At 53.8% G+C, this 23,806-nt stretch carries 26 protein-coding genes; 10 read left to right on the top strand and 16 right to left on the bottom strand.

What is annotated here, in order from left to right; translation table 11 throughout:
* Positions 1 to 16 precede the first annotated feature (16 nt).
* Entirely contained in the window at positions 17 to 532 is a 516-nt protein-coding gene (locus tag QJQ48_RS13920; protein WP_346291845.1) for a DUF3122 domain-containing protein, read from the top strand.
* Here QJQ48_RS13920 and QJQ48_RS13915 read toward each other — a convergent pair.
* Positions 529 to 933 carry a peptide chain release factor 1 gene (locus tag QJQ48_RS13915; protein WP_346291844.1) on the bottom strand — a complete coding sequence of 135 codons (405 nt, stop codon included), beginning with the start codon at positions 931 to 933 and terminating at the stop codon, positions 529 to 531. The genes QJQ48_RS13920 and QJQ48_RS13915 overlap by 4 nt on opposite strands.
* Before the next feature lie 68 nt (positions 934 to 1,001).
* Between QJQ48_RS13915 and QJQ48_RS13910 the strand changes: the two genes are divergently transcribed.
* Positions 1,002 to 1,181, top strand: coding sequence for a hypothetical protein (locus tag QJQ48_RS13910; RefSeq protein WP_346291843.1), 180 nt, complete (start codon positions 1,002 to 1,004; stop codon positions 1,179 to 1,181).
* Between the two features lie 148 nt (positions 1,182 to 1,329).
* Here QJQ48_RS13910 and QJQ48_RS13905 read toward each other — a convergent pair whose 3' ends face one another.
* Both QJQ48_RS13905 and QJQ48_RS13900 read right to left on the bottom strand, forming a co-directional pair.
* Entirely contained in the window at positions 1,330 to 1,983 is a 654-nt protein-coding gene (locus tag QJQ48_RS13905; protein ID WP_346291842.1) for a GDYXXLXY domain-containing protein, read from the bottom strand.
* Complete coding sequence (locus QJQ48_RS13900) at positions 1,976 to 3,397, bottom strand: DUF2157 domain-containing protein (protein WP_346291841.1); 1,422 nt, start codon at positions 3,395 to 3,397, stop codon at positions 1,976 to 1,978. The genes QJQ48_RS13905 and QJQ48_RS13900 overlap by 8 nt, the downstream gene beginning before the upstream one ends.
* 124 nt (positions 3,398 to 3,521) lie before the next feature.
* Here QJQ48_RS13900 and QJQ48_RS13895 point away from each other — a divergent pair, with 124 nt between their 5' ends.
* The 4 genes from QJQ48_RS13895 (at position 3,522) to QJQ48_RS13880 (ending at position 6,659) form a co-directional block, all read left to right on the top strand.
* Positions 3,522 to 4,784: an MFS transporter gene (locus tag QJQ48_RS13895; protein WP_346291840.1), complete on the top strand. Its 1,263-nt coding sequence runs from the start codon at positions 3,522 to 3,524 to the stop codon at positions 4,782 to 4,784.
* A gap of 143 nt (positions 4,785 to 4,927) precedes the next feature.
* Complete coding sequence (locus QJQ48_RS13890; RefSeq protein ID WP_346291839.1) at positions 4,928 to 5,698, top strand: ABC transporter ATP-binding protein; 771 nt, start codon at positions 4,928 to 4,930, stop codon at positions 5,696 to 5,698.
* Between the two features lie 136 nt (positions 5,699 to 5,834).
* A complete protein-coding gene (locus tag QJQ48_RS13885) occupies positions 5,835 to 5,993 on the top strand; it encodes a hypothetical protein (protein WP_346291838.1) in 159 nt (52 codons plus the stop codon).
* A gap of 120 nt (positions 5,994 to 6,113) precedes the next feature.
* Entirely contained in the window at positions 6,114 to 6,659 is a 546-nt protein-coding gene (locus tag QJQ48_RS13880) for a hypothetical protein (protein ID WP_346291837.1), read from the top strand.
* Positions 6,660 to 6,752: 93 nt separating this feature from the next.
* Here QJQ48_RS13880 and QJQ48_RS13875 read toward each other — a convergent pair whose 3' ends face one another.
* The gene (locus tag QJQ48_RS13875; protein WP_346291836.1) at positions 6,753 to 7,718 is read right to left on the bottom strand and encodes a glutathione S-transferase family protein; all 966 of its coding nucleotides are present in this window, start codon (positions 7,716 to 7,718) and stop codon (positions 6,753 to 6,755) included.
* An 83-nt stretch (positions 7,719 to 7,801) separates the two neighbouring features.
* Positions 7,802 to 9,637 (bottom strand): ABC transporter ATP-binding protein, encoded by a 1,836-nt coding sequence (locus QJQ48_RS13870; RefSeq protein WP_346291835.1) that lies wholly within the window; start codon positions 9,635 to 9,637, stop codon positions 7,802 to 7,804.
* Positions 9,638 to 9,844: 207 nt separating this feature from the next.
* On the opposite strand from QJQ48_RS13870, the gene QJQ48_RS13865 reads away from it, so the two are divergent.
* A complete protein-coding gene (locus tag QJQ48_RS13865) occupies positions 9,845 to 10,984 on the top strand; it encodes a metallophosphoesterase family protein (RefSeq protein WP_346291834.1) in 1,140 nt (379 codons plus the stop codon).
* Here the strand turns inward: QJQ48_RS13865 and QJQ48_RS13860 are convergent.
* From QJQ48_RS13860 to ctpB, 5 genes are all read right to left on the bottom strand, one after another.
* On the bottom strand, positions 10,954 to 12,774 hold the full coding sequence (locus QJQ48_RS13860) for an ABC transporter substrate-binding protein (protein WP_346291833.1): 1,821 nt from the start codon (positions 12,772 to 12,774) through the stop codon (positions 10,954 to 10,956). The two genes, QJQ48_RS13865 and QJQ48_RS13860, sit on opposite strands and share 31 nt — an antisense overlap.
* A 46-nt stretch (positions 12,775 to 12,820) precedes the next feature.
* Positions 12,821 to 13,978 carry a M12 family metallopeptidase gene (locus QJQ48_RS13855; protein WP_346291832.1) on the bottom strand — a complete coding sequence of 386 codons (1,158 nt, stop codon included), beginning with the start codon at positions 13,976 to 13,978 and terminating at the stop codon, positions 12,821 to 12,823.
* 114 nt (positions 13,979 to 14,092) lie between these two features.
* Positions 14,093 to 15,334, bottom strand: coding sequence for a serine hydrolase (locus tag QJQ48_RS13850; protein ID WP_346291831.1), 1,242 nt, complete (start codon positions 15,332 to 15,334; stop codon positions 14,093 to 14,095).
* A gap of 16 nt (positions 15,335 to 15,350) precedes the next feature.
* Positions 15,351 to 15,476, bottom strand: coding sequence for a hypothetical protein (locus QJQ48_RS13845; RefSeq protein ID WP_346291830.1), 126 nt, complete (start codon positions 15,474 to 15,476; stop codon positions 15,351 to 15,353).
* 55 nt (positions 15,477 to 15,531) lie between these two features.
* Positions 15,532 to 16,890 carry a carboxyl-terminal processing protease CtpB gene (gene ctpB, locus QJQ48_RS13840; RefSeq protein ID WP_346291829.1) on the bottom strand — a complete coding sequence of 453 codons (1,359 nt, stop codon included), beginning with the start codon at positions 16,888 to 16,890 and terminating at the stop codon, positions 15,532 to 15,534.
* A gap of 275 nt (positions 16,891 to 17,165) precedes the next feature.
* On the opposite strand from ctpB, the gene QJQ48_RS13835 reads away from it, so the two are divergent.
* Genes QJQ48_RS13835 through QJQ48_RS13825 form a run of 3 tightly spaced genes read left to right on the top strand, consistent with a single transcriptional unit; the run spans position 17,166 to position 19,972 of the window.
* Entirely contained in the window at positions 17,166 to 17,840 is a 675-nt protein-coding gene (locus QJQ48_RS13835; RefSeq protein ID WP_346291828.1) for a YdcF family protein, read from the top strand.
* A gap of 46 nt (positions 17,841 to 17,886) precedes the next feature.
* The gene (locus QJQ48_RS13830; protein ID WP_346291827.1) at positions 17,887 to 18,939 is read left to right on the top strand and encodes a dipeptide epimerase; all 1,053 of its coding nucleotides are present in this window, start codon (positions 17,887 to 17,889) and stop codon (positions 18,937 to 18,939) included.
* Positions 18,923 to 19,972, top strand: a complete 1,050-nt coding sequence (locus QJQ48_RS13825; protein ID WP_346291826.1) for an N-acetyltransferase DgcN family protein — start codon at positions 18,923 to 18,925, stop codon at positions 19,970 to 19,972. The genes QJQ48_RS13830 and QJQ48_RS13825 overlap by 17 nt, the downstream gene beginning before the upstream one ends.
* A 7-nt stretch (positions 19,973 to 19,979) precedes the next feature.
* Here QJQ48_RS13825 and infA read toward each other — a convergent pair whose 3' ends face one another.
* From infA to rplR, 6 genes are all read right to left on the bottom strand, one after another.
* Positions 19,980 to 20,204 carry a translation initiation factor IF-1 gene (infA, locus tag QJQ48_RS13820; protein WP_006196724.1) on the bottom strand — a complete coding sequence of 75 codons (225 nt, stop codon included), beginning with the start codon at positions 20,202 to 20,204 and terminating at the stop codon, positions 19,980 to 19,982.
* Positions 20,205 to 20,397: 193 nt separating this feature from the next.
* Positions 20,398 to 20,952 carry an adenylate kinase gene (locus QJQ48_RS13815; RefSeq protein WP_346291825.1) on the bottom strand — a complete coding sequence of 185 codons (555 nt, stop codon included), beginning with the start codon at positions 20,950 to 20,952 and terminating at the stop codon, positions 20,398 to 20,400.
* A complete protein-coding gene (gene secY, locus QJQ48_RS13810) occupies positions 20,952 to 22,265 on the bottom strand; it encodes a preprotein translocase subunit SecY (protein WP_346291824.1) in 1,314 nt (437 codons plus the stop codon). The genes QJQ48_RS13815 and secY overlap by 1 nt, the downstream gene beginning before the upstream one ends.
* A gap of 121 nt (positions 22,266 to 22,386) precedes the next feature.
* Entirely contained in the window at positions 22,387 to 22,830 is a 444-nt protein-coding gene (gene rplO, locus QJQ48_RS13805; protein WP_346291823.1) for a 50S ribosomal protein L15, read from the bottom strand.
* A 38-nt stretch (positions 22,831 to 22,868) separates the two neighbouring features.
* The gene (gene rpsE / locus QJQ48_RS13800; RefSeq protein WP_346291822.1) at positions 22,869 to 23,390 is read right to left on the bottom strand and encodes a 30S ribosomal protein S5; all 522 of its coding nucleotides are present in this window, start codon (positions 23,388 to 23,390) and stop codon (positions 22,869 to 22,871) included.
* Positions 23,391 to 23,440: 50 nt separating this feature from the next.
* Positions 23,441 to 23,803, bottom strand: coding sequence for a 50S ribosomal protein L18 (rplR, locus tag QJQ48_RS13795; RefSeq protein WP_346291821.1), 363 nt, complete (start codon positions 23,801 to 23,803; stop codon positions 23,441 to 23,443).
* Positions 23,804 to 23,806 lie beyond the last annotated feature (3 nt).

Here is a 23,806-nt window from a genome sequence, read left to right as displayed (position 1 = left end):
AAAAAATTCTCCAACTATGCTCACCTGTCTACGGGCAATTTGTTTAGTCTGCCTTGTCCTGCTGCTTACTACCTCTCCGGCTTTAGCCTCCACTCATGTTTATCAAGAGCGTCCTGGCCAGCTCACCTACCGATCGCAGCAGAGCCTGCGCGATCGCCAAGATCGCGCTTGGCAAGCAGTCTTATTTGAGCGATTTCAAGGCGAAACCTTAGAAGGGGTGTATCTGCGTTTGGTCGGCTATCCGGGCCTGGTCGCGGTTGATCAAACCCAGCCTTTGACAATTGCCACAGGAACTACCCTAGCCTGGCAGGCACTACCCGCCCGCGATCGCACCTTGCGAGAGCTGCCTGGCAACGCCGGACAGTACGACCTGCAGACCGCGATCGCTCAGCTTGAGGGTAATATTCCGCTGCAGCTAGAAGTGCCGCTGCAGGGGGGCGGAGTGGCTGAACTGACCGCCGCGCCATTCGTAGTCCGCGAATGGCGATCGCTAGCAGGCACTCCCTTAGACGCTTTGCAAAATGCTGACTAGCGATAGCGGCGTCCGCGCCAGAAAATACCCAGGATGATCCCCACTAGCCGGAAATAGTCCATGCCCACAAACAGGCTAGGCAACGGCAGCAAAGACACCAGCCACAGCAAAATGCCCAAACAGGGCACCAGCGCCCACAGCACGTTGGTGGTAATCAAGACCTGATGCTGAAAGAACCGCTCAAATACGAAAACCGCTAGGGCGCCTATCCCAACGGCGGTAGCAAAGAGCAGCACCGGAAGGAGCAAAGGCAGAGAGGGAGCCAACACACCAAAGAGAATCGGAGCTAATCCCAAAGCTAAGACGGCATCTAATAGCGCTGCGATCGCGGCTGTGACAGCGGCTATCTGGAGCAAAATTAGCCAGGGTAGGTATTTCAAACGTTCTATCGGATTGCGCATGGGAGGAGTCTCTAATTGCAGGTGAACGATCCGGTATGATGCTTTCGACTTTAGCGTTTTAATCTGCAATGACCGCCACAAATCAAGCTTTGCTTTATACCCTGCTGCTGCTGCACTGCCTCATGGGGCTGATTGCGGCGCTAATTGCCCAGCGCAAGCGACTTAACTTCTCGACTTGGTTTGTCTGGGGCGCAGTAGGCGGAACGCTAGCCTTTTTCATGGCCCTAAATGCACGTCATGAAGAATAACAGAGCGGCAAATACCGTATGGGCAGATCCAGCAGCTTTCCGCCACCGTACGGGCAGGTTGAGCAGGGACGTGATCGATGGGACAGAAAGACTTCCAGCAAAACCTGCCCCAGCCAATTCCATCAAAATCTGCCCCAACCCACTCCTGCTAGAACCGATAGACTTGGCCTTGAATCCACATTTTTATTGGCACAGCTTCACCCCGCCGATTGACGCTGATTTCAACCAGAAAATCTCCGGCTTCGCCAGGCTGCACTGACTGCGCCGCCTGAATCCGATCGTTGATCTCCTGACGCTGAGCCTCAGGAATATAGTAACGCTCCAAACCATAGAGCCAAGGCCCGCCCGTATCACTGATAAAAGCCGGATTGACCGTGCCCCTGAGGGCGACCTGATCGGGGCTAAGCTGAGCAGGGCGATCGCCTGAGATAGCGACTGGCTGCCAGGGCAAAGGTAACTGGCTCTGAGCCTCCGCCGGAGCTTCTAAAGTGACATAAAAAGGAACCTGCCGGGGCAGCGGGCCAAACTCGCCGCGCCGCGTGGCTTGCTCAGCAGTGAAGGTACCCCAACCGTCCAGCTCCGAAAGAGTTTGTGGCCTAGAAATGTCGTAGCTGAGGGTGACGTAATAGCCGCGAAACAGATCGTAGGGATCGACAGGGGCCGTTTGCAAAACAACCCGTTCTCCCGTGGTCTGAATCCAACTGGCCTGCAGCGGAATCAGCAAAATCAGGGCGAGCTGTAGCGTCAGCGGTAGCCAAAACTGCCAGCGTCTCAGGCGATCGCGAACATTTGCTTTACTCATGACCTGACACCCTCCTAGCCGAGAGCCGCCGCAGGTAGCGCTCAAACCAGAGCCCTGCCAAAATCACCAAGATGCCGCACAGACCAAAGGCGATCGACTTCAGCAGCAGCCCGGTTTCATACTCAAACACGCGGCTCAGTACCTGCAACGTCAGCAGCACAGTGCCAAACCAAAAGGCATCACGACGGGCGCGGTGCAGCCCTTGCTGAATACAGCCAACGGCAATGAGAAACAGCAGCAAGTTGAAAACCAGCGTAGCGATCGCGCTTATGGGTCTGACAAACCAGTGGATATAGGGAATCGCCGCCGTCATCAACAAGAAAAAAGCTATCGTCGCGTCCAACCCCGTCCAGCGCCAGGTTGGGTTGGGGCGATCGCGCTGCCCCAGCGCAATCCAGGCCCAAACCGTACAAACTAGAACGATCCCTACTGCCAGACTGCCCAGCCCGTAACGGCCCAAAATTGACCAGTCTACAGGCCGACTATCAGGGCTAGCTGGCTGGCTCCAAACAAAGTAGAAAGCGCCGATATAGTAAAGACTGCCTAGACCAAACACCGACAGCCGCCGCGCCACGGGCTGAAAGAACGGCTCCTCAAATGCTACATTCGCGTTGACAATTGGCCAGAGGCGATCGCGGTAGGCCCAAAGCAGGGCGTAGGGCACTAAAAATAGGCAAAGCGTCAACACCGGGGAAATGCCATTGGCCAACTGCAGCAGAATAGTCCAGTACGACCCGCCGACAGCGATCGCCCCCAAAGCAAAAATTACTTTAGAGCGACAGCGATAGGCCAGCGGTATAAACAGTCCACCCGCAATCAGCGGCATGGCCTCCAATGTCCAACCCCACTGAATTGTATTTTGCCAAACAGATCCCCACAGTCCTGACCCGTAGCCAAAAATCAAAACCAGCGCCGCTAGGACGCCCAAAACAGTCACCTGCAGGCTGTAGGCCATTAGCCAAATTCCCAAGCTCCAGGCCAAACAGAGGTCGTAAAAGCTGCCGCTGCGGTGAAAAAGCTGCCCCGTCAGCGCTAGATTAGCCCCTAGCAGCAGCGCCCCCAACAGCAGCAGCCCTTGGCCTAGACGACGCTGTCCGGTTTCGGGTTCAGCCCGGTACCATAGCTCAAATCCGGCGATATTAATGCTGAGAAAGGCGGTAATCAATAGCAGCAGCTTCAGATCGCGAGGAATTGCCTGCCAGTTAGCAGCCACAAACGTAATTGCCCCAATTCCTAACAAAACACTGCCTAAACCAATCAAAATGGCCGTGAAGCGATTTTGGGCACTGCTCTCTAGCTGATTCAGCCGATAGCGGTCGGCAATTTGCTGCTGTTGCTCATCGCTAATGAGGCCGTCTTGCTGCCATTGAGGCAGTTCTTGGGCCAGTTGTTGGCGAAATTTTTCAGATGCCATAGGGAAACCTTCGACCTGACCTTAGTGTGTCAGCGATCGCCAACATCGATCATTTCTCTTATGCCAGCTTAGGCATTGGCTGATAAACCTGCTTACACTGACAGCAGTAACTTCAGAGCGCAGTATGGCAAATAGGGGTTTGGAGACATGGCAAAAATTTCAGCAGTGGTTGCCAGCGCTTGATCGGAGTGTTTGGATTCTGGCAGCAGGCCGCTTGCTGTCTCAAATTGGCATTGGCTTCACCCTATTCTATGCGCCAATTTTCTTTGTCGATCAGGTCGGCTTATCAACCACGCAGGTGGGTTTAGGCATTGGCATTGGGGCGCTAGCCGGACTGATTGGTCGCTTTCTAGGAGGTTCCCTGGCTGATTCCCCGGTTTGGGGTCGCCGTAAGACGCTGTTGCTATCGGCAGGAATCTCAGCGATCGCCGATGTGATCTTGCTCTCCACCTACAACTTCCCCATGTTCGTCTTGGGAAACGTGGTGATGGACTTCGGCGTGGGGCTGTACTGGCCTGCCACTGAGGCGGTAGTAGCTGACATTACAGCGGAGGCGCAGCGCAACGAAGCCTTTGCCATTGTGCGGCTAGCGGATAGCATTGGCTTAGGGATGGGGGTGGTGATGGGCGGGGCGTTAATCTCGCTGACGGGTATGTACCGCGCTCTATTTGCCATTGACGGCGTGACGTTTTTGCTGTTTTTTGGCGTCATCTACTGGGCGATCGCTGAAACCCTCCCTGAGCAGCCGCAAGAAAATAATTTCTTCGACGGTTGGGGGGTGGCGCTGCGGGATCTGAATTTACTGACCTACGTAGCAGTGAATATCTTCTTCACCAGCTACCTGGCCCAGATGCAGAGTACGCTGCCGGTCTACTTTAATAAGTTTGTTTCGGTAGGGGATGCAGGCGAGGGCTTTTCAGAGGCGACATTAAGCGTTCTGTTTACCGGGTATGTGGTGCTGACAGCGCTGTGTCAACTGCCGATTGCTCGGCGGCTGAAAGGCATACCGCTGCCCAGAGCCTTGATGCTGTCGGCCTGTGCCTGGGGCGTCGGCTTTGTCTTTATCTGGCTGGCAGGGACACTGGCCTCTCTACCGCTGCTGTGGGCGGTGCTGGCGCTGAGTACGATGGCGATCGCTACTGTTTGCTATACGCCCATTTCTTCGGCCATCATCGTTTTCATGGCGCGGGAAGATCTGCGCGGGGTCTATCTGTCAGTGAATTCGATGTGCTGGGCTATGGGCTATCTGATTGGCCCCCCGCTGGGCGGTTGGGCGCTGGATCAGTCGCGGGCCGTTGCAGACGGCTTTTGGATCGCGGCGGCCCTGAGCGTATTGGTAGCGATCGCGATTTTACAGCTTTTAGATCGACGACTAGCCCGTTCGTAGACGCTGAAAGCCGCTGGCTTGATACGGTTTATACATCAGCCTCGATAGCCATTAGGATACAAAGGGGGATAGGGTGTCTAAATTCGCAGCTATCTCAGCTATGCTCTTTTCTGACAAACTCTACTGTCGCTGGCTTGGGGCTTATGCACCTGGAAATTTCTCATCTCTATAAGCAGTTTCCCACTCAGTCAGGGCCGCTAGTGGCCCTTAAGGATATTAATCTGCAGGTGGAGACAGGAGAGCTGGTCTGCGTGGTGGGGGCTTCTGGCTCTGGTAAGTCAACTCTGCTGCGGCTAGTAGCCGGACTGGATCAGCCCACTGCAGGCACCATTGCCGTAGACAGTCAGCCCGTGACCGGACCGGGGGCCGATCGCGGCATGGTGTTTCAGCGCTACACCCTCTATCCCTGGATGACGGTGCAGAAAAACGTGGAATTTGGCCTAAAGCTGCAGGGCATTAAGTCGCCCAAGCGGCGCGAAACCGCTTCTTACTACCTAGATGTCGTGGGCCTAACCCAGTTTGCGCAGGCGCTGCCTAAAGAACTCTCTGGGGGGATGAAGCAGCGGGTGGCGATCGCCAGAGTACTGGCTTCTCAGCCTAAAATTTTGCTGCTAGATGAGCCGTTTGGGGCGCTAGACGTGCAAACGAAGGAGCGGATGCAGCAGTTTCTGCTGGAGCTGTGGGAACGAACAGGCATCAGCATTTTAATGATTACCCATGACGTAGAAGAGGCGGTTTTTCTAGCTCAGCGCATTTATGTGCTAACAGCGCATCCAGGGACAGTGCAGCGGGAACTCAAGATTGATTTACCCCGCGATCGCAACTATCACATCCGCCGTCAGCCGCGCTTTCAGGCTTATCGAGAAGACATCACCGATTTGCTGCGGGGTGCTAATTCCGTGGCGGTATCCTGAGACTGGCAGTTTTTGCGCTCAGCAGGCGGATCTAATTATTTGGGCGGATGGGTAAAGCCCTCCGGGAATGGTGGCGCTAAGGCAGCAGCATAACCCATACGGGTGTTGGTTTGTTGCCTTAGGCAAGGCTACGCCAATGTTTCTCAACCGCAACCTACCTCTACTCACGTTTGACGGCGCTTATCTACTTAAGCAGGTTCGCGATCGCCGCAGTCAAAGAGCCAGCTCTGCTAATCCGCCCCGGCACGTAGACCTGCATGCGGCTCATCTACTCGGCAGCAGCTTGCTGGAATGATGAAGTCTAGGCTGAACCTTTAAGCTTTGATAAAAATTGAGATTTTGTGCGCAATCTGTGCATCGGAGCCTGAATCTACGGGTAGTGGATCCTATTTTCTTGGTTTCAGGAGCTTGTGCCGTGATTGCTGTCTTTGACTGTAGCCTGTATCCGACTTTGCAAGATCAAGGGGCGCATTTTTGCGAGCAAGTCTCCTATTTTGTGAGGCGGCTGCAGGCGCTGACAGAAGATGAAAAAGAAAGGCTGGCTTTGTTCAAGGTGCTGGAGTTGAGCAATGCGCTGACTCAGATACGGGAACGCGGACAGGCCAGCGATCGCTTGGGGCCAGCCAAAGCGGCGGCGTCTTTTCGGCTGGTGCGGGCCGTAATTCGCCAGCGGCAAATAGCCTTACCGGGCAGGCCCGTTGTCTCGCTGCAAGATCCGGCTTTGAAGGCCATTATTGATCAGGGCTGTCAGCTATTTCATGCCGGTAAGCAAGACGCTGAACAATGGCGGCAGAGCCTAGCCCTTTCAACGGCTCAGTGCATCGTGCTGAATCCTAATCTTAAGCGGGGACTGAGCCAGGTTTACCGATATTTGGGGAATCTCTATCCGGATAACCTGCGGGCTGAAATCATCGAGCGGTTTATTATGCCGTACGAGATTTCTATTGATAGAGCCGCTTAGTACAGGCTGCGCGGGCGTGAGCTGAGGCTGGAAAGCCCCAGTCTTGTTGATAACCCGCGATCGCAGCCGTTGATTTAATTTTGAGCCTATTGCTTAGCTAAAGCGATCGCGGTCGTGGGGCGCTTCAAAGTCAATCACCGGGCCGACGGGGACAATGCCGGTGGGGTTGACGTTGGGATGGCTGCGATAGTAGTGCTCCTTGATGTGGCTGAGGTTACAGGTTTCTTTGACGCCGGGATGCTGGTAAAGGTCTTTGAGGTAGTTCCAGAGGTTGGGATAGTCCACGATGCGCTGCAGGTTGCACTTGAAGTGGCTGTAGTAAACTGCGTCAAACCGCAGCAGGGTGGTGAACATGCAGAAGTCGGCCTCTGTGAGGCGATCGCCGCAGAGATAGCGCTGTTTGTCTAACACAGCTTCCCAATGATTTAAGGCGTTGAAGAGATCGCTGAAGGCGTTTTCGTAGGCACTTTGCTGGGTGGCAAATCCGGCCCGGTAGACGCCGTTGTTGATCGGCTCGTAAATTTGGTCGATGACTGTATCAATCTGGCTTTGCAAATCCGCTGGGCAGAAATCCGCGTCAGTGGCCGCAATCTCGCCAAAGGCTGTATCCAACATGCGGATAATTTCGCGGGACTCATTGTTGACGATGGCATTGGTTTCTTTGTCCCACAGCACGGGCACCGTCACCCGCCCGGTAAAGTTCGGCTCGGCCTTGAGATACACTTGCCGTAAATATTGGCTGTCATTCACCGTGTCGGGCAGGCACTCAGGCCGGTTGGAAAAGGCCCAGCCCTCCTCTCCCATGTAGGGATCTACCACAGAGAGCGAAATGGCCTCTTGCAGTCCTTTGAGCTGGCGCATCAGCAGGGTGCGGTGCGCCCAAGGGCAAGCATAGGATACGTAGAGATGATAGCGGCCTGCCGCCGCCGGATAGCCACTCGACCCGTCTGCTGTAATCCAGTCCCGGAAGGTGGTAGACGGTCGCACAAACTGACCCTTGTCATCTTCCTGATCGCGCTTGGTCTTCCACTGGCCGTCGATGAGCATTCCTAGCGCCATTGCCCTGTTTCCCTCAAGTGCTGCGATCGCCAGCGTAGCTCGAATATTGCTGGATCAGCGTCTATCAGATGTGTGAATTTGGGCTACTGGTAGCCAGCGGCCTGCAGCTTAAACAGGTGCGCGTAGCGGCCGTGCTGTTCCAAGAGTTCTTCGTGACTGCCCTGTTCAATCAGGGTGCCTGCCGACAGCACCATGATCTGATCGGCCATGCGCACGGTGGAAAAGCGATGGGAAATCAGAATCGCCATTTGGTCTTGGGTGACGGCCCGGAACTGGTCAAACAGCTTGACCTCGGCTTCCGCGTCCATAGCCGAAGTAGGTTCATCCAGCACTAAAATATCGGCGCTGGTGCGCATAAAGGCGCGAGACAGGGCGATTTTCTGCCACTGACCGCCGGAGAGTTCCTGACCGCTCTTGAACCAGCGACCGAGCTGAGTCTGAAAGCCCTCTGGCAGCGACTCAATAAAGGGAACAGCGGTGCCTTTACGGGCGGCACTGCGCCAGCGATCGCCCGCCTCAAAGTGCTGCACGTCGCCCACACCAATGTTTTCCCCCACGGTGAACTGGTAGCGGGTGAAGTCCTGAAAAATAACGCCAATCCGCCGCTTCAATACTTCTGGGTCCCACGCTTGCAGGTCGCGTCCGTCTAGCAAGATGCGTCCGGCAGTGGGAGTATAGAGCCGGGTGAGCAGCTTGATCAGGGTCGTCTTACCCGATCCGTTTTCCCCCACGATTGCCAATTTTTGACCTGGCTGCAGGTGGAAGGAAACCTGTTGCAAGGCCGGGCGATCGCTGCCGGGATAGGTAAACGATACCTGCTCGAACCGCAGACCGTCGTAGGGGATGAGGCCGGAACGGGCCTGACCTGACTCGGTGGGGACAGGCTGCTCTAGAAATTCGTACAGATTTGAGAGATAAAGGCCATCTTCGTACATGCCGCCGACGCTGCTCAGCCCGGAAGAAAAGGTGGTTTGCCCCTGACGAAAGACGGTGAGATACATGGTCAGGTCGCCCAGGGAGATGCGCCCGGCGATCGCCTCTAGCAAAATCCAGCAGTAGGCGGCATAGAAAGCGGCGGTGCTGAGCAGGCTGAGACTGAAGCTCCAGGTGCTGCGGCGAATGGTTAAGTCCCGATCTTCGGCATAGAGCCGCTGAAAAATGTCCTGGTAGCGCTGCAGCAGCATGGGGCCAAGCTGAAACAGCTTCACTTCCTTGGCATAGTCTTCGCGGGCCAGCAGCACTTCTAAATAGGTTTGCTGGCGGGTTTCGGGCGATCGCCATTTGAATAGCCGAAACGCCGCGCCGGCAAAATAGGTTTCGGCCACAAAGGCGGGTACGGTTGCCCCCAGCAGCATCACCACCGCCCAGCCGGAAAACTGCAGCAGCAGGCCGCCATAGGTAATCAGTGACAGGCTATCCTGCACTAGGCCAAATGTGCGGTTGACCATGCTCAGCGGTCGGTTTGATGCTTCCCGCCGTGCCCGCGTCATTTTGTCGTAGAATTCGGAGTCTTCAAAATGGGCCAAATCCAGGGTGAGCGCTTTTTCCAAAATCAGCACGTTCACCTTTTGCCCCAGCAGCACCCGCAGCAGAGACTGGCACAAACCCAATCCCTGTTTCCCCCCCGCCAGAACCGCAACCAGAATCGCCTCTAGCCCCAGATAGCTCAGGGCCGTCATCCGATCGGCCTGCAGCCCGGACTCTGCCGCCTGCACCACGCTATCGACAATCAGCTTGCCGACGTAGGCGATCGCCGCTGGCAGTAATCCGGCCAGAATTGTGAGCACCCCTAGTCCTAAGGTGAGCCGCCAGTCGGTCTGCCAGACTAGCTCGACTGCCCGTCGTCCGTATTGGTAAATAGTGAGCGATCGCTGGAGGTCGCGCAATCGCTGTGCAATGCTTCGTAGTTGCCTCGTCATTTACCCACGATAGCGCTTGCAAGATGGGGTTAGGGTGGGGGAGTAAGGGAGGTGCCGATTTGATGACCACGACAACTAATCAGAGATGACATAGCTTAAGCACTGGAGCAAGAGTCCACGGTGCGGGGCAGCAACCTAAACAGGCCGAAGCTGAAATCGACGGCTCAAAGCTAAACTAAAGGCCCTTGGTGTTAATCCTGACGAGGTATGAAACAACATTTACGCTTTGCCATTGTCAGCGACCCCCATGTAGCGCTGCCTCATACCGTTTGGCGATCGCCCAGTCGCTTCCATCTAGTCGAAGTCGCCATTCCCGCCCTAGAGCAGATCTTTCAGCATTTGAGCCGTTTAGAACTGGACTGTCTGCTGATACCAGGTGATCTAACCCAGCATGGCGAACGCGAAAACCATCACTGGCTAGCCCAGCAGCTAGCTAATCTGCCCTATCCGGTGTATGTCGTTCCCGGCAATCACGACATTATTCAGCGCCAAGGCAGCGAAAAAACGATTAGCTTCGATCAGTTCTTTCAGTGCTATCAAGGCTGCGGTTACAACCAGCAGCCATCCTATCTGACGCAGCTCAAACCCGGCATTTGGCTGATTGGACTCAACTCTATTGCCTTCGACTCAGACGGTCAACAGCTCTATCACGGCTATCTAGACGAGGCGCAGCTTGACTGGCTCGATCGCACGTTGCCAACCCTACAGGGACAAACTGTTCTAGTGATGATTCATCACAACGTCTTAGAACATCTCCCTGGCCAGTCTGCCAGCGCAATGGGCCAGCGCTACATGCTAAAGAATGCCGCAACTCTGCGATCGCGCCTTCAACAGGTCAATGCGCTTTTGCTCACCGGCCATCTGCATATACAGGACATTGCCGAGCACAACGGTCTGTGGGAAATCACAACGGGTTCTCTAGTCAGCTATCCCCATCCTTACCGCATCGTTGAACTGACAACCGAGCCCCAGGGGCGATCGCAGCTCTCTGTGGCAACTCACTGGATCAATTCAGTGCCGGAATTCCCTGACCTGCCAGCGTATTCGCGTCAGTGGATGAGCGATCGCGCTTTACCGTTCATGAGTAAGCTGCTGACCAGTGCGCCGCTAAACCTGTCACCCCAAGAAGCTGAGCAAATTGCGCCTCATCTGCGGCAGTTTTGGGCCGCGATCGCAGCGGGTGATGCCCAGTTTGATTTTGCTCACCTGCCCGATAGAGTACAGCGGCACTTTGAGCGCTTTAGCGCAGTGGATGCTCAGGGACAACCCCGGCTAATTGACAACGCAGCCACCCTAGAACTCTCATCAAACCCAGCTCAGTCAGTTTCCTCAATTCTCAGCTCATAGATATTCCACAGCATGGTGGTTTCTAAAGCCGAATACTGTACGCCTTTAACCTGATCGCGCACCGCCGCCATGGCAATTGGGTTGACCGTGTAGATCAAAGGCAAATATTCCAGAGCAATTTGCTGAAATTCAGCATAGAGTGCTTTGCGCTTTGCTTCATCGAGTTCCTGCGCCGCCCGAATGTAGAGATCTTCAATTTGCCGCTCCCAGTCGGTAATTTCTCGCCCTGTAATCGGCTCTTGCCCTGCCGTAGCGCTGAGATTAAACATGTGCAAACGCCCTTCAGGCAGCCAGAGATTGGCCGCACTGTTGGGTTCTACGCCCCCCGTAAAGCCCAAAAATACGCAGTCCCACTGCATGGTGTTGTCGATTTTATCGACCAGGGTGCTAAAGGTGACAAACTGCAGGTCGATTTGAATGCCAATGGCCTCCAGATCTTGCTTGATCTGAGAGGCAATTTGATCAACGGTTTGGCTGCCTGTATAGGTCGTGAACGTGAAGCGAACCCGATTGCCTTCAGCATCTAAAAGCTGGCCGCGTGGATTGTACTGAAAGCCTGCCCCTAGCAGCAGTTCTTTGGCTTTTTCCGGTTCGTATTCATAGACCTTCAAGCCCTCTTCTGGAGAGAGATAATAAGGGCTTTGCACCGTGACTGGAGAATATTGGGGGGCACCAATTCCCCGATAAAGGTTATTGATCATGGTGCCGCGATCGATGGCATAGGCGATCGCCTGCCGAAAAGCCACTGTGTTGAACCAGCCCGACTTAATCGGATCAACGAGGGGCGCACCGCTGCGGCTACCTTTATTCAGATTCAGCATAAAAAAGCTGATGCCAGCCGCAGGCCCACCAATATGAATCGTAAAGTTGCCCCGATTTTCCTCTTTCTTCAGCAGCGAATAGTTAGAAGGAGACACCCCCTGAGCGTCCAATCCGCCAGAGCGAAACTGCAGCAGCGCCGTATCCGACTCGTCCAAAATCGGCCGCACTACCCGCTCAATGTAGGGCATCGGATTGCCCGCAGCATCCTGCCGCCAGTAATAAGGATTGCGCTCAAATACCAGCCGCTCATTGGGCTGATAGTCAGTGATGATATAGGGGCCGTTGCAGACAATTTCTAGCGGATTGGTGTCTACTCCCCAGGTAGATAAAAACAGCAGATTACCGTCGGCGTCTTTGGTTTCGATCGTTTCCGCCAGGATATGTTTTGGCATTGGCGCAGTGCCGCCAACGGTACGCAGCAGCGGCGCAAAGGGTTCGGGAGAAATGACTTGCAGGTGGCCTGAATCCAAGGCCGTGATTTCAGGCAGCAGCCCTTGGGCACCTACCCGCAGCCCGTCCCGACCGTTTACCGGAATCGCTTCGTTGTAATAAATTTCGTTGAAAGTAAAAGCAAAGTCTTCTGCCGTCAGCGGTTCACCGTCTGACCAGCGCAAATTGTCTCTTAGGGTGAAGACAACGGTGCGGTTGTCCTCTGAAATTTCCCAAGACTCGGCCAGGGCAGGTTCTAGCTCTCCGGTAATACCGTTTTGCCCTAGCAGCCCTTCATAGGTGAAGTAGTCAAAAACGTTGGGGCGCTCAGCGCTGAGCGCGGCGTTGAAAGTTTTAGGATTTTCGGAAAACGCAACCACAAGCTGAGAAGTTCTAGCGGCGCTGGCCCGGAACTGATCGAGGCTACAGCCTGCAGACGCGATCGCCAAAATACCGCTCAGGGCGATCGCGACCATCTGACGCCACCGCCCCGCTGTTTGCCCAATTAATGATTGCAGCACTGACAACACTGAACCCATAGTGAAGAAAACCCACCAAGCTTAGAGATTCAGTGTACAAAATTCCTCACCACATCATCACTGCCGTATCGCCGGTCGAGAAGTTGTAGTAGAGCCGAATCCGCAAGACATACTTGTGACCCTTAGTCAGCCGCACCGTAAACTGAGCGTTCAAGTCAGTACCGCTGTCGTCATCTCCTGCCAGGAAGCGCAGTTCGCCGTCGCGCTCTTCAAACAGCACCATCACCGTATCTGACTCCCCAAACGTGCGGAAGCTATAGTGGCGGGTGGCAGTTGGAATAACATTGAAGTTCTTTTGCTCTCCGGCTTTTAGTGAAAGCGTCTGAGACTCCAGCGGTCGCAGTTCAGGATAGATAGGCTGTTGCGGCGGATAGAACAGTTTGACCTGGGCAATGTCATTTTCAGACAGGCCGGGTTTGGGGTAGAGGCCACTGCTGTACTGGCTGGGCTCTTTAATCATGCCCGCCGCAAAGGGGTAGTGCATGATAGAGTCGGGATCCCAATCAGAGCCTTCTACCAGCGCTGGCTGAATTTTGCGAATGATGTTGTGATAGGTGACTTCTCTGGGCCAGTAGTTGGGCGGCCCCGCTAGGTCTTCATAAACCGCGTCCTCATTCCAAACAATTCCGGCATTCGGATTTTGGTGCTCGTGCGGAAAGCCCAGGGTATGCCCAATTTCGTGGACAGCCGTGTCAATTTCGTCGGGGTGGTCGGTGAGGCTCCAGCCAAAGTTCATGGTGCGCTCAAACTGTCCCTGGTTCAAGATGTCGCGGCCCAGGTAGGACCAAGCGCCATCTCCCTGTAGAAAACCAATACGGATTTCCGCTTCTTCAATGGCAGTCACTTCCTTAAATTCCAGCCCAATGCCCAGTGATTTCCAAATTTCAAATGCCCGGCGGACAACCGCTTGCTGATCGTCCGTTGTGCCCCAGGGATCGCCTTCAAAAAAGTAGTAGTGCAAAATTGTGCCGTTGACCCACTTGTTCGACATGACGCGAATCAGGCGGGCGCGATCTGCCGATACATCAGGGCCGAATTCCCGCTCCGGCATTTTAGGGACCTGGCAGTAGTGCGGCGCTGAGTTGAGGCGATCGCCTGCCTCTTTACCCTTGGGTGGCGACTGGACTAGCAAACGAGTTTCTAAAGTTTCTAGACGGATCGCTAGTTCTTCCAGCCGCTCGGCGAGCGTTTTTTTATCAGCCATGAGCCATGCTCCAATTGAGTAGTGCCAGCTAGCAGCGGTGCAGTTCACCAGTGCTGTTGCATAACTCCAGCGCGATCGCAATGGGCTTCTGATTTTCGATAAAAATCGTAGCGTTTACAAGGATTTGAGAGTCTCGATCGCGCTGCGATAGAGCGTGGCTAGCTCAATCTCATCTACGCCAGCCGGATTGTTCCAGGTAGTAGTTAGGCAGTAAGCGGTGCCGTCTGCGGCAGTGAGGTGGGTGGTAAAGTTGAGGACCCCGGCTTCCGAACCGCCCTTATAGGCCACCTGTGCCCAGTCCTGCGGCTCGGCAATACCAGGATTGACCTGCATCAGGGGTAAATCAGCCACTGAGGCGATCGCCTGGCACAGCTCCTGTCCTGACAAAAACCACTCCACGTCCAACGCCAGCGGCCCACCTTCAAATAGATTTACGTTGGGCAGTGACAGTTCGGTGAGGCTGTCTAAAGTCTGTCTGCGCTCTGCTGGGTTCTGGCGGTAGCGCTCTAGCAGAGCCGAATTTTGCGGATCTTTGAGCACGAAAAGTTCTCGCGTTGTCAGAAAGGGCTGGTTGCGCGGCGACAGAGCTATCAAAGCCTCCTGGCCAACTAGGTGAATTAAGGCGTCAGTGGCCGTATTGTCGCTGAGAGAGATCATCAGCGTGGCTAGGGTTTGCAAAGTTAAAGGCGCGTTTGCGGGCCAGGTTTGCAGCAGGCCGCTGGGCAAGCTACGCCATTCAGGTTGGAGCTGAATCACCTCATCCCAGCGATGCTGCCCGGCCTCGATTTGCTGCCTGAGCGCCTGCAGCACAATTAGCTTAAAAGCCGAACCGACACCCAGCGGTTTTTCTGGCTGATAGCTGGCAATGTCTGTTCCGTTTTGCTGAATGAGCAGGCTCACTTCCCCCGGAAGCTGGGCAAAGCGCTGGGCGATTTCGTCGAGAGTCAAACCGCTGAGGGCAGGCGGTTGAAACAGTAAACCGGTAATTTGGCCGCGAGCGTTGAGCGCAATCTGGGCCTCAACTGTGCCCCGCTCAAAGGTAACTAAATAGCGATCGCCCTTTGCTTCTGTGCTCTGATAGGCACCCAAACTCGCCTGCATACCCTGCAGAACCTGCTCTACCTGAGCCAGCGATACCTGAGACAAAAAGCTCTCGGCAAACCAGCCCGTCTGGAGCTGAGGACTAGTCAAGACCCGTTCTAGCGCAGCGATAGAATCTAACATGGGGGCCTGAGCGAGATAGCTAGAGGACACAGCAAGAGAGGGCAGCGGCGCGGCGATGGCTACGGGCATACTCCCTAACTGAACAATCAGCATCCAGAGAATAATTTTCAAAAATAGCGCAGCTCTTTGCATTGGCCTCTCATCCCGGCTAAAAGACACTCTCTAAATCTAGAGAAATAGCTCTCTGCCGATCGACAATATGGCAAAATCTTCTCTGCTGCTGCCAGAAATTAGTATTTTGTAACTGCGGGCGATCGCCTTTCAGCGGCTGCATTTTTCTGACACAGACGCGCAGCTAGTGGCGCGACACATCTAAGAATTGGAGCTTTTTAGATGCCTCTGCCAAGCTGGCTAGGCTCAGGCGCTTCTAGTAGAACAGGCTGCAGCGGCTGACCTTGCTGGCGATTGACCAAAACGGTTTCTGACAAAACCGCGATCGCTCTGGCATATTGCGGATCGGAATTGGTTGCTAGCAAATCGGGGTTAGCCTGTAGCTGCTGTACCTGCCGCGCCGTTAGATCGATTTCAATATCGGGGGTAATGCCCTTGCGGCTAATGTCGGTACCGTTGGGAGTATAGTAGTGGGCCACAGTCACCGCCAAACCAGAGCCGTCTGAGAGGCCATGCAGTGACTGAACCAGCGCCTTACCAAAAGTGGTGCTGCCAATTACCGTGGCGCGGCCATTGTCGCGCAGAGCCCCCGTCAAAATTTCACTAGAGCTAGCTGAACGACCATCGACAAGAACCGCTAAAGGGAGTTCCGTTAGAGCCGTGCGGTTGGCGGTGATTTGGTCGTCATTGCCGGAGCGATCAACGGTGCGAACGATTGAGCCACGCTGCAGCCACATACGGCTAATTTCAATACTGGACTGCAACAGCCCCCCCGGATTGCCGCGCAGATCTAGCACAAAGGCGTCAACCTCTTGTTCCAATAGCTGAGCGATCGCGGCCTCCATTTGCTCAGTCGCGTGAGCATTAAACTCAGCTAGGCGAATATAGCCAATGCGTGTATCGCTTTCGGCTTTAACAGCGTACTGCACCGTATCAACCGCAATTAGAGTCCGCGTCAAGATAACGGACTGCCGCTCTCCCTGACCGTTGCGACCGGCAATCGTCAGCGTTACCTGACTGCCTTCCTCGCCGCGAATTAGCTGGGATACTGCCTCTACCGTCAATAGGTCAGTTGAGCGACCATCGACCATCAGCAGATGATCCCCTGCCCGAATACCAGCTTGCTCAGCCGGTGAGCCTTCTATAGTCTCAACCACAATAATTTTTCTGGCGGCGCTGTCTCGCTGTAGCCTGAGCCCGACGCCTGAAATTTCACCTGCTGTTTGATCGGTTAGCTCTGTGTACTGCTCAGGGTCTAAGAACCGGGTATAGGGGTCGTTGAGCTGCCGCAGCGCCTGCCGCAGCGCCGCATAAGCCTCCGCTGATGAGGAGTAGTCCCGTTCTAGCAACGTTTGACGCACTACTTGCCAGTCAACGTGGTTGAAGTCACCGTCTACATAGTCTCGATTTACAATTTGCCAAGCTTCGTCAAGAACCGCTTTTGGACTGTCTTGAAAAGTTTCACTAGCGCTACTGCTCAGAGCGGGAAAAACGGGCGAAAATACAGTAGCGGCGGCGATCGCGCCGCTGACAAGGCACAGTTGCGACAGATAGCGAAAATTGAGGGCTGGGTTCATGGCAAGCTTTGGAGATGACTAGGCAGTATGGAAAAAGCGAGGTCAACGTAACGCAGACTAATCATGACAAGACAGCCAGCGAGTTAAGGGCAGCTATGTGCCAGTCTAGCGATCGCACAGCGCCTGAGAAACAGTAATCTACCGGAATTCTACTTAAATCACTAACTTGCATTCTTAAGATAGCGATTTCAGCAAACCTATGGCTATAACTGTTAAAAAAATTCCGTTTTGGTCCCTGATAGTATTCCGCGCTCAAATTCCTCTGGCTTATCCCTGTGTTCTACCGTTTTCTGGCTTCTAGGCGGCTGCGGCGCTATCTGGGGCGTGGCGGCTTGTTCTTAGTGGCGCTGATCTTTTGCGGATTGATCAGCCTTGCTTTGCGGCTGCAGCAATCAGCTCAGGCTCCGGTTGATACCCTGCTGGTTTTGGGCGGCAGCATTCGCCGGGAAATTCATGCGGCTGAGGTCTGGCACCAGTTTCCTCAAGCACAGGTTCTAGTTTCTTCCGGCTCTCAGCCCCCCTGCATTTGGCTTCTGTTCACCCAAATGCAGGCTCCTTTGGATCAGGTGTGGCTAGAAAATTGTGCTGAGTCCACTTTTGGCAATTTTTATTTCAGCTTGCCCGTACTGCAGCGCTGGCAGACTCAGCGAGTGCGGTTAATTACTTCCTCCACACATTTGCCGCGATCGCTGTGGATGGCCCGCATTATCTTAGGCGCTCACGGCATCTGGGTTGAGCCTGAAATTGCGGCAGAGACAGGTGTACCGGGCAATAGTGAGCAGCCCTTGAAAACAGCCTTAGATATTACCCGCAGCGTTTTCTGGGCGATCGCCAGCCAGGTCTATACGCCTCAGTGTGCAGACGTTTTATCCTTAGCCACAGTGGATTTGCAAGCTTGGCGACAGCGGGGATTCAAGTGTGAGCATCAAGCTGAGATTGAAGGCTCCTAAAAAGCCTCATAGAACATAGCGGTAGTAAAGGCGGTAATAAAAACAGATGCAGATTGAGTGGGAAACATTCACGGTTCATAAGCGAGTACCGCTAACCATTAGCCGAGGTACACACGCTAGCTCAACCAACCTCTGGCTGCGCCTGAGTGCAGATAGTTTTACCGGCTGGGGAGAGGCGACACCTTTTTCAATTGGAGCTGAAATTCAGACAGCAGAAGCGATCGCCGCTGAGCTAGCTCAAATCCAGCCCGACCTAGAAAAGCTGCATCCGCTGCAGCACCAGCTGATTACCAATCTGATACAAGCGGCTAGCCTCAGTTCCGCCACCCGCGCCGCCCTAGATGTCGCCCTGCATGACTGGCTAGGCAAGCGAGTGGGGCTACCGCTGTGGCAGCTTTGGGGCCTTGATCGCGATCGCATTGGGCCTACCGCCGTCACCATTGGCATCAGCTCACCTACCGCCGCCGTTGAGCGCTTGCAAAGCTGGTTGGCCCTGTTTCCGGCCCGCTCAGTTAAGGTAAAGCTGGGCAGTTCTGAGGGTCTTGAGGCCGATCAGGCCATGATGCAGGCTCTTTTAGCGGTCATACCCGCTCAGGCTAAAGTCAGCGTCGATGCCAATGGCGGCTGGTCTTTGGCTGAGGCTGTAGAAATGTCGAACTGGCTGGCAGAGCGAGGCATTGCCTATTTAGAACAGCCTCTACCAGTTGAGCGGTTTGCTGAATTTGCTGCCCTTTATCAGCGATCGCCCCTGCCTATCTTTGCCGATGAAAGCTGCTTCACCAGTCAGGATATTCCTGGCCTAGCCGACTGCGTTCACGGCATTAATATTAAGCTGATGAAAGCAGGAGGACTTAGCGAAGCCAAACGGATGATTGACGTAGCTCGCGCCTGCAAACTGCAGGTGATGTTTGGCTGCTATTCCGACAGCATTTTGTCTAATACGGCCTTGGCCCACCTCGCCCCCTTGGCCGATCATCTTGACCTAGACAGTCATCTCAATTTGCAGGACGATCCGTTTTTAGGCGCTAGCCTAGAGGACGCCTGCCTACGACCCAGCTATCAACCCGGACTAGGAGTTGTCCATGCGTCTAACCCATGAACACCGCATTGCTATTCTGCTTCACGGCGGCACGCAGGGAGCCAAAGGTAAGACAGGCTTAGCCATGCTGCGCTACAGTCCTCTCCCTATTGTGGCTGTCATTGATCAAGACTGCGCCGGACAGCCCTTGGAACAGCTAACAGGCATTAGTCGGAAGGTGCCCATTGTGGCCTCCATTGAGGCGGCGATCGCTTATCAACCCACGGTTTTAGCTATTGGCATTGCCCCTTCTGGCGGAGCGCTGCCAGAAGCCTGGTATCAGGAGGTTAAACGGGCTGCTGCTGCCGGACTTTCTATTGTCAATGGCCTGCATACGCCCATGTCAACAGATGCTAGCTTGACAGCGGTGATGCAGCCAGAGCAGTGGATTTGGGATGTCAGACGCGAACCTCCCGGTCTGACAGTCGGCTCAGGTCAGGCTAAACATCTCAGCTGTCTGCGAGTCCTAACTGTTGGCACCGATATGGCCGTGGGTAAAATGTCCACCAACCTGGAACTCCGTAAAGCTTTGCAGCAGCAGGGCGTTAAAACCAAAATTATTGCAACCGGACAAACAAACTTAATGCTGGGCGATGATGGCGTGGCGTTAGACGCAGTGCGGGTTGACTTCGCCGCCGGGGCAATCGAGCGGCTGATGCTAGAGTATGGCCCCGACCACGATGTCCTGCTAGTCGAAGGCCAAGGTTCGCTCATGAATCCGGCCTCAACCGCTACTCTGCCACTGCTCCGAGGCTCCCAGCCTACTCACCTGATCTTGGCTCACCGGGTTGGGCAGACTCATATTCACAACTTCGCTGAATTTGAAATACCGCCGCTGCCCGAAGTGATTCGAGTTTACGAAACTGTCGCCAGCGCAGGCGGCACATTTGCCCTGGCTCCGGTTGTAGGTATTGCGCTTAACACCGCCCATCTTTCAGAACCGGAGGCCAAAGCAGCGATCGCTCAAACGCAGGAAGAGACAAAGTTACCCTGCACGGATGCTGTCAGATTCGGAGCTGAGCCGCTCTTAAAGGCTATTCTAGAGACGCCATAAGCTTTAATTACTTTTTGCGCAGTCGGTAGGTAATGCGCCCTTTACTCAAGTCATAGGGCGTTAGCTCCACCTTGACGCGATCGCCCGGCAAAATTTTAATATAGTTGCGCCGAATTTTACCTGAGATATGAGCCAGGACATTAAATCCGTTATCGAGATCCACGCGGAACATTGCGTTTGGCAATGACTCCGTCACGGTCCCTTCCATTTCAATTAGATCTTGCTTAGACAACTAGCATTTCCTCAATTCAACAAAACCGTGCAGCCAGTAGCATAAAAACTTACTGATCTACCAGCAGCCAACCAAAAAGACAAAACTGCTCGATCAAGCAGCTCAGCTTTCAACTAGACTTGCCATTCAAAAGTAACAAATATTAGGCCCAACTCGTACCAGACTTAGGAAAGACTTCGCCTCAATCGGTTGATCAGACACTGACGATTTTTCTCAGCTCCTCAGTCACCACTTCCATCGGCTGATTTCCATCTACCGAAACCAACTGCTGACGGCTGCGATAAAAATCGATCAGCGGCTCAGTTTGTTGACGATAGACTTGGAGGCGATTGCGAATAACATCCTCCGTATCATCATTACGGCCTCGTTTCAGCAGCCGAGCAATAATCACTTCGTCAGGCACGTCCAAATTGACCACAAAGTCATAGGGCTGTCGCATTTCTTCCAGCAGCTCGTCTAAAAAAGCGGCCTGAGGTACGTTGCGTGGAAAACCATCTAGCACCCAGCCATTAACGGCATCAGCCTGAGAAAGTCGCTCACGAATTAGACCCAAAATCAGATCGTCGGGCACCAGTTCACCCGCATTCATATAGAATTCGGCTTTTTTACCCAAATCCGTTTGCGCGGCTACGGCAGAGCGGAGAATATCACCTGTAGAGATATGAGGAACTTCACAGATTTCAGAAAGGGCTACGGCCTGGGTCCCTTTGCCAGCACCAGGCGGACCGAGAAAGATTAATCGAGTCACTACTGCTTCACCATTCCCTCGTATCGCTGCGAGATGACGTACGTTTGCACCTGTTTGGCGGTATCAATTGCAACCCCCACTAGAATCAGCAGAGAAGTTGCGCCTAAACCTCTGAATGTTTGAACTCGCGTTGCGCTCTCAACAGCACTCGGAATGACAGCAACCAAGCCCAAGAAAATAGCCCCCAAGAAGGTCAATCGGTTCAGCACTTTACCGATATATTCGGTTGTAGCCTTACCAGGGCGAATACCAGGAATGCTCGCTCCCATTTTCTTCAAGTTGCGAGACATGTCTTCAGGATTGACAATCAGCGAGGCGTAAAAGTAGCTGAAAAACAAGATCAGCAGCAAATAAAGCCCTACGTATAGCCAAGAAGTCGGGCTGAAGTAGGTATTGACAAACTGAGCAAATCCAGGGTTAGCAATATACTGGGTCAAAGAAATGGGAATGACCAGTACGGCTGAAGCGAAAATAATCGGCATTACGCCGCCCTGATTAAGCCGGAGAGGCAGATAATTACTTTTCTCTAGATATAGTTTTCTACCAACCTGACGCCGGGCAGAAATGATGGGAATTCGCCGCGTTCCTTCTTGCACAAAAATAATGCCGACAATCATAGCTAGAAAAACCAGCATGAGAATCAGAATGCCGCCGACAATGCTGCGATCGCCGCTCTGAGCCAAATCGATTGTCTGCCCTAGCGATCGCGGCAGCGAAGAAACAATATTGACGAAAATGAGCAGCGAAGCGCCATTGCCCACACCTTTTTCCGTGATCAGCTCGCCTACCCACATGACGAACATAGAGCCTGCGGTCAAAGCCAAAACCGTTTCCACGATAAAAGGAACGCCCGGCTCGCTAGCAAACTGCATCAGCAGGAATGACGAAAGCAGCGTACTCTGCAAGACTGCCCAGCCCAGAGCCACATAGCGCGTAATCTGAGACAGCTTACGGCGTCCGGCCTCCCCTTCATTCTTTTGCAGATCCTCTAGGGCTGGGATTGCTGCAGTCAAGAGCTGCAGAATAATGGATGCATTAATGTAGGGCAGAATACCCAACGCAAAAATACCCAGCGCTGAAAGTCCGCCGCCCACGAAGATGTCAACAAATCCAAGTACGCCACCAACGCTGTTGCTTTGGAGATACTGATTAAACGCGACCCGGTCAATTCCGGGAACGGGAATAAAAACCCCCAAGCGAACTAAAATCAGCAGTCCCAGCGTTACCAACAAACGGCTTCTTAGACCTGCGGCCTGAGCCATTTGCATAAACGTTTCCTGTGCATTAGGCGACTTGCCGCGACTAACGACCATGTGTAGTACCTCTACCTGTGCTTGCGATCACCTTCGATGTCTTTATACTAGCGACAATCGGCTACAGAATAAATCAGCGCTGGCCTCTGCCGATCCGACAAGATGCCAGGAGTCCCAAAAACTAAATCACTTCGCAGCTACCGCCTGCCGCCTGAATCTTTTCCTGAGCAGAGCGAGTAAACGCAGCGGCTTTAACCGTCAATGCCTTAGAAATTTCCCCGTCTCCCAAGATTTTGAGAGGGCCGTTTTCGGTCGTCAGTAGACCTGCCTCTAGTAGCGATTCCAAGGTCACTTCAGTGTCAGCAGCCAGCACGTCTAAAGCACCTACATTCAGAATGGTGTAACGCTTCTGATTGACAATGGGAAAATGCTTGAGCTTAGGTAACCGCCGATAGAGAGGAAGCTGCCCGCCCTCAAAGCCAGGCCGTGTGCTGCGTCCCGATCGCGATTTTTGTCCTCGCATACCAAAGCCGCCGCTTGCGCCTTGTCCAGCCGAAATACCGCGACCGACCCGCCGCTTGCGCCGTTTGGAGCCTGGCTTAGGCTGAGCGTCTTGTAGTCTCATCAATCAATCCTCTATGCAGCAAAGTAAATTTCTTCTAGCTATACGTACAGTTTCTCAACCGAGACGCCTCTTTCTTCAGCCACATCTGAAAGCGTCCGTAAAGCAGACAGGGCGCTGATAGCGGCTCTAGCATTGCTTAGAGGGTTATCTGAACCTAGCTGCTTTGCCAAAATATTGCGAACACCGGCCAGCTCTAGCACCGTCCGCACCGCCCCACCAGCAATTACCCCTGTTCCAGGAGCAGCAGGCCGCATCATAACCTTAGCGCCCGTACCGACACCATAAGTAGGATGGGGAATAGAGTTAGATTTAGTCAGCGGCACATCCACAATGTGCTTCTTTCCATCGGCAACGCCTTTGCGGACGGCACCAATAACGTCGCTGGCTTTTCCGACACCCACGCCTACCTGACCGCGCTCATTGCCAACAACGACAATGGCTCTAAAGCTTAGCTTTTTACCCCCTTTGACTACTTTGGTGACGCGGCGAATCTGTACGACTCGCTCTTGCCAATCCGTTTCCTTTTCCTTACTGCGATTGTTCTTGCGACGATTCGCCATAGTCTCTAAACCTAAAAATTTGTGCGAAAGTTATAGTCGAAAAATTTGGGTTAAAAATCTAGGCCCGCTTCTCTAGCTGCATCCGCCAAAGCCGCGACTCGGCCATGATAAAGGTTGCCACCGCGATCAAACACAACCTGCTTAATGCCTTGCTGTAAGGCTCGCTCAGCAATAAGCTTGCCCACCTGAGCCGAGGCGTCTTTGTTGGCACCTTTCTCTAGAGTAGCTTTCAAATCGGTGTCTAGCGTTGAAGCTGCGGCTAAAGTCCGATGCTGAGTATCGTCAATCACCTGAGCGTAGATGTGCAGGTTAGAGCGAAAGACGGCAAGCCGAGGTCGCTCAGAGGTACCTTTGAATCGGCGTCGAATACGCGCATGACGCCGCCGCGTCTGTTGTTTACGAGAAATTTTCATAAG

The organism is Sphaerothrix gracilis Ecp01, from assembly GCF_030405905.1.
In the GTDB taxonomy this organism is placed as follows: domain Bacteria; phylum Cyanobacteriota; class Cyanobacteriia; order Phormidesmidales; family Phormidesmidaceae; genus Sphaerothrix; species Sphaerothrix gracilis.
Note: the sequence above shows the minus strand (reverse complement) of the source record. Positions and strands in the feature narration are given on the sequence as shown.

What these genes read in the sequence shown, in the direction of transcription:
- QJQ48_RS13920 (WP_346291845.1), top strand. Translation starts at nt 17, where the DNA reads ATGCTCACCTGTCTACGGGCAATTTGTTTAGTCTGCCTTGTCCTGCTG.
- QJQ48_RS13915 (WP_346291844.1), bottom strand. Translation starts at nt 933, where the DNA reads ATGCGCAATCCGATAGAACGTTTGAAATACCTACCCTGGCTAATTTTG.
- QJQ48_RS13910 (WP_346291843.1), top strand. Translation starts at nt 1,002, where the DNA reads ATGACCGCCACAAATCAAGCTTTGCTTTATACCCTGCTGCTGCTGCAC.
- QJQ48_RS13905 (WP_346291842.1), bottom strand. Translation starts at nt 1,983, where the DNA reads ATGAGTAAAGCAAATGTTCGCGATCGCCTGAGACGCTGGCAGTTTTGG.
- QJQ48_RS13900 (WP_346291841.1), bottom strand. Translation starts at nt 3,397, where the DNA reads ATGGCATCTGAAAAATTTCGCCAACAACTGGCCCAAGAACTGCCTCAA.
- QJQ48_RS13895 (WP_346291840.1), top strand. Translation starts at nt 3,522, where the DNA reads ATGGCAAATAGGGGTTTGGAGACATGGCAAAAATTTCAGCAGTGGTTG.
- QJQ48_RS13890 (WP_346291839.1), top strand. Translation starts at nt 4,928, where the DNA reads ATGCACCTGGAAATTTCTCATCTCTATAAGCAGTTTCCCACTCAGTCA.
- QJQ48_RS13885 (WP_346291838.1), top strand. Translation starts at nt 5,835, where the DNA reads ATGTTTCTCAACCGCAACCTACCTCTACTCACGTTTGACGGCGCTTAT.
- QJQ48_RS13875 (WP_346291836.1), bottom strand. Translation starts at nt 7,718, where the DNA reads ATGGCGCTAGGAATGCTCATCGACGGCCAGTGGAAGACCAAGCGCGAT.
- QJQ48_RS13870 (WP_346291835.1), bottom strand. Translation starts at nt 9,637, where the DNA reads ATGACGAGGCAACTACGAAGCATTGCACAGCGATTGCGCGACCTCCAG.
- QJQ48_RS13865 (WP_346291834.1), top strand. Translation starts at nt 9,845, where the DNA reads ATGAAACAACATTTACGCTTTGCCATTGTCAGCGACCCCCATGTAGCG.
- QJQ48_RS13860 (WP_346291833.1), bottom strand. Translation starts at nt 12,774, where the DNA reads ATGGGTTCAGTGTTGTCAGTGCTGCAATCATTAATTGGGCAAACAGCG.
- QJQ48_RS13855 (WP_346291832.1), bottom strand. Translation starts at nt 13,978, where the DNA reads ATGGCTGATAAAAAAACGCTCGCCGAGCGGCTGGAAGAACTAGCGATC.
- QJQ48_RS13850 (WP_346291831.1), bottom strand. Translation starts at nt 15,334, where the DNA reads ATGCAAAGAGCTGCGCTATTTTTGAAAATTATTCTCTGGATGCTGATT.
- QJQ48_RS13845 (WP_346291830.1), bottom strand. Translation starts at nt 15,476, where the DNA reads ATGCAGCCGCTGAAAGGCGATCGCCCGCAGTTACAAAATACTAATTTC.
- ctpB (WP_346291829.1), bottom strand. Translation starts at nt 16,890, where the DNA reads ATGAACCCAGCCCTCAATTTTCGCTATCTGTCGCAACTGTGCCTTGTC.
- QJQ48_RS13830 (WP_346291827.1), top strand. Translation starts at nt 17,887, where the DNA reads ATGCAGATTGAGTGGGAAACATTCACGGTTCATAAGCGAGTACCGCTA.
- QJQ48_RS13825 (WP_346291826.1), top strand. Translation starts at nt 18,923, where the DNA reads ATGCGTCTAACCCATGAACACCGCATTGCTATTCTGCTTCACGGCGGC.
- secY (WP_346291824.1), bottom strand. Translation starts at nt 22,265, where the DNA reads ATGGTCGTTAGTCGCGGCAAGTCGCCTAATGCACAGGAAACGTTTATG.
- rplO (WP_346291823.1), bottom strand. Translation starts at nt 22,830, where the DNA reads ATGAGACTACAAGACGCTCAGCCTAAGCCAGGCTCCAAACGGCGCAAG.
- rpsE (WP_346291822.1), bottom strand. Translation starts at nt 23,390, where the DNA reads ATGGCGAATCGTCGCAAGAACAATCGCAGTAAGGAAAAGGAAACGGAT.
- rplR (WP_346291821.1), bottom strand. Translation starts at nt 23,803, where the DNA reads ATGAAAATTTCTCGTAAACAACAGACGCGGCGGCGTCATGCGCGTATT.